The following is a 14809-nucleotide window of genomic DNA, read 5'->3' on the forward strand; positions in this document are numbered from 1 at the left end:
CGCTTTATATCTCCTGTATCAATCCTGTTAATAAAGTATCCAATTCGTCGAAGTCCTCATCCGACATAGTAAGGGCTGCTTCTCCCAAATCAGAACGTGTAACAATAACTTCTTCCTGATGATTTCCTATTTCTACAATACTTCTCATATTTTCAGATAACAATTCCAGAAGCTCCGCTATTTCTTCGTCTGAATAAAGACCTGTATCATACTTCACGTCAAATCCCAGACAATTCTTAGTAATGCTACAATCTACTGTAATCGGGTATACAGGCGCCTTGCATAAGTCCATACAGTTTCCAATCGGATATTCAGACGCCATGAACATCTCATTACTATGATATTCATCATCTAGAACACCAAGGTAGTTAAAAAGTATAGCACTTCTCTTTTGGATATGTTCTTCACCGAGACCTAAGCTGTACAATACTCCATACTCATGCATATGCTGATGAATGGAAGCTTTCTCCTCTTTGACTGAAAGAATTGTATTTAATACATTCTTATGTGACTTTTCGATAGCAAACGGATATATCATTGTGAACCATCCGATTGTCCTGTCGTTGGCACATTTGATTCCATCAATCATTCTTCCCTGATTTTCTATATCGATACATCTAATATCTGATGTTTCCCAATTATTTAGAGCTAACTTAACACCGGCAAGAATAAGTTCTTCTACATTTACATTAAAATTCTGGACCATATTTTGTCTGAGTTTTTTTGTAATATCCTCTGAAAGTTCTCTTCTCATTTCCCTGATACCTGCAGTACGATTCTTTCTGTCAGGCTTCTGATATTCTTTTGAATCTTTTATAAAGCAATTCCAAAAATCAGCACAGGCTTCCGGATCATTTACAGAACTTATAACCGCCTCTGACCAATCACAGAACTCATTCGCTTCTCTTGGAATACTAAGCATTTCCTGATTTTCATGCCTATATGCAAGTTCCAAATCTGAAATCAATACACGCCAGGAATAAGCATCCATTACTAGGTGATGTATACAAATGAACAACTCATAATGCTCACTTCCCATCTTATAAAGAACTGCTCTCATAAGTGGGCCTGTCTCTATATTGATTCCCTGTTGAATACTATTGTTCTTTTCAAGGATTATTGTTTCCAAACTTTCCCCCTGTTCCGCAATATCCATCAAATCAACTTCTTCAAAAGTAAAGAATTTGTTCTTTTCAAATGGCAAAATTGTTGGGGTTCCTTCCTTCCAGAAGCATCTCAACATACTATGTATTTCTGTCATCGAATCAAATGCCTCCTTAAGTCTGTCTACATCCGGTTCAAACTTAAACCTAAGCATCATTGCCTGATTATAATAGTTACAATCGTCAATATCCCAGTCAAAGAACTGTTCCTGAATAGGGAGAGGGGTGATAGCTCCAATCCTTTGCTCCTTAATGGTCTCCTCCTCTTCTGCTTTAAGATGAGATGCAATTAACTCAACAGTTCGGTACTTCATAATATCTTTTATAGAAAGCATATAGTGCTCAGCACGTATTCTGGAGAGAACCCTCATTACCTTTATGGAATCTCCTCCTAAGGAATAGAAATCATCCGTCCTGCTCACATTCTTATATACAAGTACCTCTTCAAAGATTTTCGCTATGAACTCTTCTTTCTCTCCTACCGGAGCTTCATAGCCTCTCTTGTCTACAGTTTCAGGAACAAGATCCGTCAAGGTCTTTCTGTCAAGCTTTCCATGAGATGTAAACGGAATCTTATCGATCTGTACAAGCAGATTCGGAATCATATAACCAGCAAGCTTCTCTGAAAGGGAAATCTTGATTTCTTCAGTATCTAGTACCATATCTGACACATAGAAACCGCACAAGATTACATCCTTTCCTCTTGTGGTAATAATCACTGCCGCATCATAAATTCCTTCAACGTTTCTCATTGCTGATTCTATCTCACCAAGTTCGACTCTCTGACCATGAATCTTAATTTGATTGTCGATTCTGTGATGATATCGAATATTTCCATCTGGCATCCAACTGCATAGATCACCGGTATAGTACATGTTACCTTCTCCATAGAGGTTCTTTCTAAACTTGTCTGATGTCTGTTCCGGATTATTTATATATCCCTGAGCAACGCCCACACCAGTTATTACCAGTTCTCCTGGCATGCCAATATTACAGATTCTGCTGTTGTTCTGGATATACAGACGAATATTATCAATAGGTTTTCCAATCGGTACTAAATCTTCTGGTCTGCTACATTCATAAACAGATACATCTATACTTGCTTCCGTTGGTCCATATACATTGATCAGCTTTGGCCCGCTAGTTTCAAATATAGAATGGAATTTTTTTACTGTATCCGGCTTTAATGCCTCTCCACTTGAAAATACATATTTTAACGACATAAACTTGTCTACAAATTCCTTATGCCTATCAAGCTCCCAAAGGAACAGATCAAGTACAGTCGGCACAAAATGTATTGTTGTTACACCGCCTTCAATGACTCCTTCAATAATCCTTCTTGGATCCTTTTCATCTCCCTGCTCCAGTAGATGAAGAGTTGCTCCCTGCATGCTCCACCAGAACAATTCCCACACAGATACATCAAAGGTATAAACCGTTTTCTGAAGAATTACATCACCTAACCCGATAGGATATTCCTTCTGCATCCATCTAATTCTGTTGAGAAGTCCCTTATTCAGGTTGACTACTCCCTTTGGTTGTCCTGTGGTTCCAGAAGTATAGATCACGTAAATAGGATCATCTCCCTCATGCTTAACATCGGGATTTTCTTCCTCCTCTTTTGTACTGTCCGTAAATGTATCTATGGTAATATCCGAAGCAATTATGAACTTGTCAATTTCTCCATAATTAACCTTTTCTGCCATTTCTTCATTTACCAGCACACAGCAGGCATCTGCATTTGATAGAATAAACTGGATTCTAGCCTCGGGATAGGATGTATCAATTGGTATATAAGCAGCTCCGCTCTTAACTACTGCGAAAATACCGATCATCATCTCAAAGCTTCTTTCAATACAAACACCAATATAATCCCCGTGTCCGTATCCTCTTCTCATAAGCTCATGAGCAAGAATATTTACTCTCTTGTTAAACTCTCTGTATGTTAGTTCTTCTCCTTTATAACGAAGTGCTACCACATCTGGATACAGTGCAACCATATCTTCAAACAGATTGATCACGCTTCCTGCCATCGGATATTCATAATTCGTATCATTGAACTTATTAAGAATCGTATGTTCCTCTGCCTCATTGCACATAGGAATTTCATCTACACAGATTTCAGGTGTTTCCATCATCACGCGAAGAATATACTCCGCTCTTTCCAAGAGCATGCCTAAAAAGTCTTTACTAAACTTTTTAGGATTTGCCAGTATCTCAATTCTGTAACCGTCGTCAGGATGTACACGGAACGTAATTCCATAATTTGTCTGTTCCCTGCTGCTTAACACTTTGAACTCATCACTTGCCGTAAGTTTCTCATCCATGTAGTAGTTTTCAAATACAAACAACGTATCAAATAATCCGTTTCCAGCAACATTCAGTTTTAAGATTTCTCCTAATTCAACTATGCTATTTTCAGAAACTTCCAAAGTCTTGGTATGAACCTCTTTTATCAATTCAGAAACCGTTGTCGTATTTCCAAACATGATCCTAAGTGGCAAAGTATGTATGAAAAGGCCCACTGTATTCTCAATTCCAGACAGTTCTATATTTCTTCCCGAATTAACAATTCCAAAGATCACATCATTGCTACCTGTATACTGTGAAAGAACTACAGACCATACGGTTTCGAATATAGCATTTGCTGTAACATTATTGTTCTCTGTGTAAGCAGTTACCTTCTGCACAACATTCTCATCAATCCTTGTATCACAGATAAGAAGCAGATTATCCGTATCTTGATCTCCACCAATTTCCGGTATTCTTTTTTCATTTTCATAGTCTTCTATCTGCTCTTTCCAAAAGCTTATTTCAGATAATGTATTCTGTTTTCCTAACCAGTGAACATATTCACCGAATGACTTCTCTGTGGAATTATTTACCTCAACATTTTCTCCCTGCACAAGTAGCTTGTAATACTCAAGATAAGTACCAAAGATCAATGACAGACACCAGCCATCCATAATAATATGATGCATTGTCCATATAAGTCTTATACTGTTATCCTCAAGAGTTATCACTGTAAGCCTTAGAAGAGAATTCATATCCAGTTCAAATCCTCTTCTTATATCTTCTACAAGGACAGTCTCTATCTCATCCTCCTTACAAAAAATATGATTATATTCCAGCTTCAAATCCTTATCAATAATCTGTACAGGTTTGATGCTATTTTTATAAAGTATTCTGGTGCGAAGAACCGGATATCTTTTTCCCAAAAGTTCCAGAGCCTTCTCAGCCGCTTCAAAATCAAACGCATTTGTAACTGCAAAACATGACTGGATAACATATTCTCCTGTATTATCTTCAGCAATCTTCTGATAAAGCATTCCTGCCTGTGTAGACATCAGAGGATACATATCCTCAAAATCATAATTGTCTGAAATTTCTTTAAACTCATCCAAGGACAGTTCTACACCGTAATCATGAGGTGTATAGAGTGCTCTTTCTTCTGCCTCTATAGCCTTTATAACCTCATTTAAAGCAATTTCAAATTCCTCGAACCATAAATCAATTACATTCTCATTGCCAGACATTTGCTCCAGAAAATTGTTCTTTCTGGTAACAAGTTTATAAGACAGCATTCCATCTATACAGATCATGTCCCAACAGATTTGGTCTGAAATGTTCTCTGCAGATACTGCATCTCCTGCTGGCATCTGAGACATCTTAAATTCTGTTGTATCCCTGTTATCACCAAGATAATTAAATCTGACCGGTGCTGTAACATTCTCAACCTTACCTGCCATGCTAAGTACACTGTAACCGACGCCCTTTCCTGGGATATTCTTTTTCTGTTCCTTAACATAAAGAACCTGATTTAAACTGTCCTTAGTGAGCTTTACAACACATGGATAGATTGCCGTAAACCAGCCAATTGTCTGATCCAGATGCAACTCTGTAGGAAGTCCTTCTCTACCATGACTTTCCAGCTCAAAGCAGAATTCATCTTCTCTATTCCCCATTACCTTTCCATAGGCAAGTATCATTGTTCCAAGAAGTATGTCCTCTACGGAACCATTGATCTTAGCCGCACACTTCTTTAGCACTTCCTCGGTCTCAGAATCCTCAATGATATGCTGTCTTTCAATAACAGGGCTAAAACTGTCGACATCTGTGCTTTTATTCACAATGCCTTTGTAATGTTCTGTAACTTTTTCTACCATAGACGTCCAATACGGAATCTGGTCATCAAGCAAATTGGATTTCGCAATACGGTCTACTTCATCTGCCCACTGAGTATATGATGCAGTTCTTTCCGAGAATGTAGCCTTACATTTTAAAAGATTTTCCTCATAAACACGTCTCAGATCATTTAACAGAATTCTCCATGATACGCCGTCAATTAAAAGATGATGAACCGCTATCATAATGAAATCTATCTCTTCTGTCTTAAATATTGCTGCAATAATCATTGGCCCTTTTTCTATATCAAGTCCGCTCTGAAGTTCTGTACAGATCTGTGGTATCTCAGAAATTCTGTCCTTCATATCTTCGTATACTTCGAAGATAATATGATTATCAGAAAGCTCCTTATTCTGATATAGATGGTCGTTCATTACCACTGCCTTGAATATCTCATGATGATCTAGAACTTGATACAATGCATTTCTGAAAGCATCTACATTGATATTCTGTTCTTCAAACATCAGTGCCTGATTGTAATGGTTTTTGTCAGCATAATCCTTCTCAAAAAATTGTTTTACGATCGGTGTATCCTTGATTTCTCCAAATCTCATGCTGTATCTGATTGCCCTTTCATCATGAAAAGCCATTTTTTCTGCAAGTTCTGAAAGAATATTCCCCGATAATATATCTCTGATTTTAAGCTCATATCCAAAATTTCTTACTTCCGTTACTACTCTCAGTGCCTTGATTGAATCACCTCCAAGGCTAAAGAAATCCGCTTCCTGCCCGATTCTCTCCATATCAATTCCAAGGATATTACTGTATGCGTTTGCGAGGATGATCTCCTTCTCATTCTCAGGAACTTTATTCTCGTCACTTACATCCGAAACCATAGTGATTTCTCTTAACTTCTTCTTATCAAGCTTTCCATTGACAGTAGTCGGTAATTGCTCAATTCTGATAAAGACAGTTGGTATCATATATCCTGGAACCATCTCTTTTAATTGATTTCTTATATCTGCAGATTTCAATTCCTCAGTAGATGTGTAATAAGCTGCGAGATAAATATTCCCATCTTCGGATTCATTGTCTATTACTACACACTCCTTAATTCCACCTATCTGGATCATTGCGTGTTCAACATCACCAAGCTCTACACGAAATCCACGTATCTGCACTTGTTGGTCGATTCTTCCAAGATAATAAAGTCTTCCCTCATCATCCCACTTTGCAAGATCTCCACTATAATACATTTTTCCTGAACCATATGGATTATCTATAAATCGCATCTCTGTAAGTTCCTGACGATTCAGATATCCTTTTGCCACACCAGAACCAGCAACACAGATTTCACCTGGAATACCTGTTCCACAGAGTCTTCCATCTCGCTCTAAATAAATTTGAGTAGTAGGAATGGCAACTCCTATAGCATCATCACTATTGCTTATCTCTTCATCACCAATTCCCTGATAGGTTACATGTACTGTGGTCTCTGTAATTCCATACATATTGATAATTGATGTATCCGGATGTGTTTCATGCCATCCACGAAGTTTTTCTGGCCGCAAAGCTTCTCCACCAAATATCAAATATCTTATAGAACCAGTCTTTTCAGGAACATCTACGCTCATCAAGTTATAAAATGCACTTGGAACTTGATTTAAAACTGTTACCTTTTCTTTTGCTATTAACTCAACAAAATCAATGCTATTCTGTGCAGTTTCTTCCGGTACTATCACAAGGCATCCGCCTCTAAGTCCTGCTCCATACATTTCCCATACTGAGAAATCAAATCCATATGCATGGAACATGGTCCATACGTCTTTTTCTGTGAAATCAAAAACAAAGTCACTATTAAACAACAATCTTACGAGATTCTTATTCTGAACAAGAACCCCTTTGGGATTACCTGTGGTTCCTGACGTGTAAATCACATACAACACATCTTGAGGCTGTACTTCATGGGTTCTCTGTAAAACAACATCTTCTACCTTAAGAAAGTCCTCGTGATTGCCAAGCTCTATCTCAATTGTCAATGATGAGCTCCCCTCTGGTGCCTCACACCCGTAATACAAAATTGCTTTTGGCTTGCAATCATTTAAAATGTAATCAACTCTTTCCTGTGGATAGATGGTATTGATAGGCACATATGCCGCACCTGTTTTCAGAACTGCATAAATTCCCACAATCATTTCAATACTACGTTCACAGAACAGTGCTACGAAATCTCCGGTTCCGATTCCAGAATCAATTAGCTTTGCAGCCAACACGTCAGATTCATAATCTAGAGTTTGGTAATCAATAGTTCTACTTCCAAATACTACTGCTCGTCTCTCCGGCCACCTTACTACTGCCTTTTTAAAAAGAGATGCTACAGTTTCTTCCACTGGCCAGATAACGTCTTCTGTTTCACTGATTGTAGAAATAATGTTTTTTCTTTCTGAAAGTGTAGAAAGAGGTATCTCATTTACGAATACATCACCGCTTTCTGCCAACGTATCAATGATTAACAACCAATGTTGGAGTATGCTCATTGGTTGCCCTTCTGATACACAATCACCATGCCAAAGAATTTGAAGGTCATAAGTATTTCCTCTAGGCATTACTCTTAATGCCATATCGTATTCCGTCTGCTCTTTGCTGGTGATTACCCTAAAATCATCGATATTATCTTTCATCTGAAGATCGTAATTCTCAAACGCATAAATGATGTGCAATAAATTGTTGCCTTCTTTGTCAGTTGCATGCATATCAGAAAGTGAGCCATAATCATACTGAAAACTTTCAAGAGTCTGCTGCTGGAGTTCATGCATGACATCTAGCGTTCTGCTCTTCTCGCTTATGTTCAGACGTACAGGAACCACATGAGCGCACATACCCACTAGACTTTCTATATGTTCCATGTTTACTTGTCGACCTGATACTAAAGCCCCAAATATGATATCCTCCTGTCTTGTGTACTGATTCAAAAGAATTCCTACAGTTACTTCAAATAAAGAATTCAAAGTCAGAGCATTTTTATGGCAAAACTTCTCTAGTTTATTTAATGTCTTTTTATCAATCTTAAGAGTTTCTTCTCCTGGCTTATGAATGAGCTTCAGCTTGTTCAATGGTTCAATGACAGCACCTCCTTCAGCCCCAGACATTATTCTACGCCAATAATCACGCATTGACAAAACATCTCTTTTGTTAAGTTCAGTAGCATAACGATCGTATGTACAGATATTAGAACTTTGTGACTTATCCACATTGAGGCAATTATTCACAAAATCATTTAATACAATCGGCAAACTCCAACCATCCATAATGATATGATTAAAGTTCCATAAAAGAAGAGTGTCTCCACTTTCAGTCGTTATCTTACATACTCTAGCAAGAGAATCCTTTTCTAAATCAAAACCTTGTCCTCTATCCATGGATATAATTCCATCTAACCCTGCATCGGAAATTTTTTCTTCGTAAACTGAATATCTAATCTCAGAATTTTTTAATACAATTGCACATGGCTCCGAATATGATGTATTTATTACAGTTCTGAATACATCGTATTTTTCACTGAGCCTTTTTAATGATGCACGGATTATATCGTCTTCAAGATCCGTAGGGATTTGAGTAACAATCTGAATCTGATAGTCCCCTGTTTTTTCCTCATTCAATAAATGCAACAGCAAGCCCTTCTGTGTTGCAGTAAGTGCATATACACTTTCAGCAGCATATATTTTCTGAATATCTTGATATTCTTCTGGTGTCAGGTCTGTAAAACCGAAATGTGCAGGAATAACTAGTGTTTTCTCCTGTTTTCCCAACGTTATTGTACAAAGTTCTTCTAGTTCCTCAACGTATCCATTTATCCATGATTCAATCTCTCCTACATCATATTTGGTTCTGTCAAATTCACACACAGTTTCATAGATATTACCTTTTTTGAAGATATTAACCATTATATTTTCACCAAGGTTTTCATCTGCAATTGTTTTCCCACAATTATCTGTACGGACTTTAATACCTTTATATCTCAGAGATTCTCCAAGATAATTAAAGATGATATTCGGTAATTTATTAGAATCTGCATTCATCATATATGGTGCAAAACCCATGCCTTTGGAAGGTACTGTCTCTAGAACATGACAGTTTCTCGCAACATCATCTATAAAAGAATTATCAGTCGCCACAACGTTAAGTGGATAAAATACAGTAAACCACCCAACAGTCCTTTCAAGTCTTAATGTCTCTCCAAACATACGACCATGACTTTCCATAAGCACAGACATTATGTGACTCTGTTTGTATTTTTTAAAATCTACATTTTTCTTATATCCTCTGGCAAGCGCAGTAAGCAACACACTCTCTACAGATAAATTACTTTTATCACACCATTGTTCTAGATTAGATATGCTCTTTATTACTGTAAATTCTTTTCTACCTACTACATCAAAAGATAAAACTGATTTATTCTTTGAGAATAACAGAGGTTCTATATTCTTTATGTTTTTATACCAGTAGGCCTTTTCATTTGAATAATACCCCCTCTCAATTCTGTCAGAAATCATATCTGCCACTGCTGCAAATGGCGTTGTAGGCGGCTGTATAACCGGTACGAGTTCACTACACACTGCATTATATGCATCTAAAAAGTCAGTAATAATTATCCCCCAAGATATGGCATCCACAATAAGATGATGTCCGATAAATATCATACGTTTTTCTTTACGTTGCACAATTACTTTGAACAACGGACCATTAAAAAGATTAAATGTTTCTTGAATCTCATCTAATCTTCCTTTGTCTATGTCTTCTTCTAAATAGCTATACAGGGGCTTTTCTTCTACATTTCGTATATAGAGTTTCATTACTCCGTTGACTTTTCTGACAATGGTTCTTAAAATATCATGTGTTTTAACAACTATATCAACAGCTTGTTTAATCTTCTCCGGATAGATTTCATCCAGTTCAATACTTACTGCTTGATTATAGTGTTCTGGTTTATCCAATCCATACTTCATAAAACCATCTGTAAGTGGTGTCCCGTTTATAATGCCTTCTTTTATCTGTGGAAATGTTATAATATGCTGTTCTGTTTTAATATAGGTCGAGATTACTCGGATTATTCTTCCCTCAATCAAATCACGCACGGATAAAGTCATTCCCTCTTTTCTAAGCTCTGAAATAACACGGATACCGCTAATTGAATCGCCACCTAGACTTATAAAATCATCATCAAGTCCAATTTTATCCAAATCCAACACGGTCTCAATGGCTTTTACTAGTGCAATCTGTGATTTCGTTTGAGGCTGAATATAATCAGCCTTTGTAACTTGTAAAATGTCAGGCAGAGACTTACGATCAAGTTTCCCATGTTCAGTAAATGGAAGATTGTCTATCTGTATCATATACCTTGGTATCATATATCCTGGAAGTATCTGTGTAAGTATCTTCTGTACATCCGCAGGTTTTATTTCTTTCCCAGAGGTATAATACCCATAAAGAACATTTTCATTTTTTTCGTTCTTTTTACAAATTACTGCTCCCTCTTTAACTCCATCAATAGATAAAAGAGCCTTCTCTATTTCCCCAATTTCCAATCTTTGACCATGAATTTTTATTTGTGTATCAAATCTTTTAAGATATTGTATATTACCATCAGGAAGCCATCGGGCGCAATCTCCTGTTTTATATGCTTTACCCTCACCGAAAGGATTATCTATGAATTTATCATTAGTAAGTTGGTCATTATTTAGATATCCGAGAGCAAGTCCTACACCTGTTATTAAAACTTCACCTGGTATGCCAATACCACAAAGTGTTGTTCCCTTTGTTATAAATATCTTTGTATTATCTATAGGTTTTCCAATAGGAATGATCTTTTCCTTTGGTTTACAGTCATAATATGATACATCTATACTTGCTTCGGTAGGACCATATACATTTATAAGCTTCACATAGCTAACTCCATCAGTTGTTTGATAGAATGTGTTTACTGTGGTAGAATGTAGTGTCTCACCACTGGAAAATACATATTTCAAGTGACTCCATACATTTTGTTTATCAACAGATATAATATACTCCAAAAAGTTGTCCAACATTGTCGGAACAAAATGTGTTACTGTCACTTTATTTCTTTGTATTTCCTCAGCTATACGCAGAGGATCTTTTTCATCTCCTTGTTTCGGAAGAACAACTGACGCGCCAAACATACTCCACCAGAAGATCTCCCATACTGAAACATCAAAAGTAAATACCGTTTTTTGTAGGATAACATCTTTTGAAATAATTGGATATCTTCTATTCATCCATAAAATTCTATTCAAAAGACCTTTGTGTATATTTATTACCCCTTTAGGATTACCCGTTGTCCCTGACGTATAGATAACGTATATGGGATCATTCGGAATATTAATGTGTTCTAGATTGTTTTCATCGTTTTCTTCCCCTTTCCAAATGGAAGAGTCAGATATGTCAAGCATGATAATATCTTCTTTATCAATTTCTGGTTTCCCTACATTACCGTCGTATAAAAGAACTATCGACTCAGAATCGTTCAGCATATATTCTATCCTTTGAGTTGGAAACGCCGTACTAATAGGCATATACGCTCCTCCTGCCTTAACAATTGCAAATATACCGGCTAACATTATGTCGGATCGGTCCATATTAACTGCTACTACAGATCCTCGTGTTACACCTAAGTTACGTAATTTATTTGCGAGAATATTTACTTTTTGATTAAATTCTTTATAAGTTAAAATTTTATCTCCAAAAATAACTGCTGCTTTATTAGGATATTTTTCTACAGATTCTTCAAAAAAGTCTATAATTGTTCTATTACCAGTGCAAAAATCAAAACCTGTTGCATTAAAACAATTTATAATTTTTTGCTCATCCTCTTTTGTACAAAATTGAATCTCTTTTATCTTTACATCAGGATTTTCAATCATCTGCTCCATCAAAGAATTCACAACATTATACATTTGATTAATGTCAGCATAAGAATAGAGCGTAGGATCATAATCTATATCCATAACAAGTGCGTCTCGATTAGGACGACGCACGGAGATACTCATACTTTGCTGAGAATGTCCATTATGATGCCATGTGGCTACTCTGCTATCATCACTAAATTCACCCTTTTGATAATTATACATTATATCAACAAGATTTCCTGAGACCAAATCCTGACACTTCTCCATTATTTCAGAATATGTTACCTGACCATGTCTCATAGTGTTGAAAAAAGACTTTTTACACACTTTAAAAAATTCTTGACATGTCATTTCTTCATCATAATGGCATCTCAAAAGATTTGTTGTCACATACATACCAATCGCTTTACGTTGCTTATTACTCCTATTAAGAAGATTTGTTCCCAAGAAAAAGTCTTTTTCCCCAGTCATGGCAGAAACAAACATTCCCAACAAACCAAAAAACAATACAAATTCTGATATATTATTTGCCTTGCAAAAATCTTCAATTACCCTAGAGAACTCAACACTATATTTAAATTCATGTCTTATAGTTTTATAAGCTTCCCTCTTTTTATCTGATAAGCTTATAAAACTAGTCCCTTGTTTTATAAGCTCTCTCCAAAATTTAATATCCTCAAGAAATTTATTACTACCTCTATATTTTTCTCCGTCTTCAATAATTTCCATATACGGGTAGTCTTCTATGGCAAGCTCCCTATTTTCTATATATTTTGCCGTATAAATGTTATCTAGATAATTAGCAATTAAATAAAGACTAAGTCCATCACTAATAATATGACTTAATCTGATAAACATCCCATACTGACCATTAACACACACCGTCATAAATACAAATAATGGTTCATCTAAGGGAAGAGGTTTCTGAGCTTCTTCATTAACCCACTTGTTAAAATCTTCCACCGACTTAAAAATTAAATGGTCTATCTCATCTTCTCTAAGTTGATAATTTTTATCAATCCATTGTAATGGTTTTCCATTCTCGATTTTGATAAATGTTCGAAATATAGAAAATGACTCAAAAAGAGTTCTTAAAGAGTATCTCATGCTTTCTTCATCTCTATATTTTTTGGAAATCATACTTGCCGATATCGTACTGGCTTTATCATATCCGCCTTCTACCATCTGATAAATCTGCATCTGTGGTGCAGAAAGATTAAAAATACTACTATTTACCTGTTCCTTTACGACCATATCTTTTTTCCTCTTTCTAATTACTATACAATCAAAAGAATTCCAACTGTAAAACTATAACACTAATATTTACATGAGTTCTTATTATCCTATGTAACATGGCATAGACCTACCTTCTTACTTATGACGTTTACATATGATGTTTCAAGAATCTGCTGTAATTATTGACTTATTATAATAGGCCAATATATTAACAATTTATTGCATAATTTTAAATATATTAAACATAACAAACGTTAATTCCTCTCTTCTTATTAAAATTTTTAGGAGACACTATCCCAATGAAAACGTTTTAAAGGTTTGTACTAATTATACTACTCCAAAGAAAAAAGTCAAAAATATTTATATTTTAGTATATAGACTTACTAACCTGTTAGAAAGCAATACCTCACAAATGTATTTTTCTTATGTCTCATTTTTTGGGGGCAGTTCATCCTAAAAAAGTTAAGAGAACTCCGATTGAAGTAGAAAAAAGAGAAAGAAGAAAGACAGAAATTGTTCAAGAATTAATGACTGAGTTTTCGTTAGATATTCTTCTAAAAGCCATTAAACTAGCTCGTTCGACCTACTACTATCACTTGAAACAGCTAGACAAACCAGATAAGGACCAAGAGCTTAAAGCTGAGATTCAATCCATTTTTATCGAACACAAGGGAAATTATGGTTATCGTCGGATTCATTTAGAACTAAGAAATCGTGGTTATCTGGTAAATCAGAAAAGAGTTCAACGCTTGATGAAAGTACTCAATTTACAAGCTAAAATGCGACAGAAACGAAAATATTCTTCTCATAAAGGAGACGTTGGCAAGAAAGTAGATAACCTTATTCAACGCCAATTTGAAGCAGCCAAACCAATGGAAAAGTGTTATACGGATGTGACAGAGTTTGCCATTTTAAATAGCACGCAGAAATTGTATTTATCGCCTGTTTTAGATGGCTTTAACAGCGAAATTATTGCTTTTAATCTTTCTTGTTCTCCTAATTTAGAACAAGTAAAAACGATGTTGGAACAGGCCTTCACAGAGAAACACTACGAGAATACGATTCTCCATAGTGACCAAGGTTGGAAATACCAACACGATTCTTATCATCGGTTCCTAGAGAGTAAGGGAATTCAAGCATCCATGTCACGTAAAGGTAACAGCCCAGACAATGGTATGATGGAATCTTTCTTTGGTATTTTAAAATCCGAAATATTTTACGGCTATGAGAAGTCGTTTCAGTCGCTTAAGCAATTGGAACAAACTATTGTAGACTATGTTGATTACTACAACAATAAACGAATTAAGGTAAAACTAAAAGGACTTAGCCCTGTGCAATACAGAACTAAATCCTTTCAATAAT

Annotated in this window: 1 protein-coding gene and 1 pseudogene; one reads left to right on the top strand and one right to left on the bottom strand. The window is 35.9% G+C overall.

Features of this window, described 5'->3' with window-relative positions; all coding sequences use genetic code 11:
• Positions 1–4: 4 nt before the first annotated feature.
• Positions 5–13465 carry an amino acid adenylation domain-containing protein gene (locus ACWPV5_RS04490; protein ID WP_454382548.1) on the bottom strand — a complete coding sequence of 4487 codons (13461 nt, stop codon included), beginning with the start codon at positions 13463–13465 and terminating at the stop codon, positions 5–7.
• Between the two features lie 437 nt (positions 13466–13902).
• Between ACWPV5_RS04490 and ACWPV5_RS04495 the strand changes: the two are divergent.
• Positions 13903–14808: pseudogene (locus tag ACWPV5_RS04495) on the top strand (IS3 family transposase); the annotation flags it as partial.
• Position 14809: the final 1 nt, after the last annotated feature.

The organism is Streptococcus sp. Marseille-Q7156 (genome assembly GCF_965119495.1).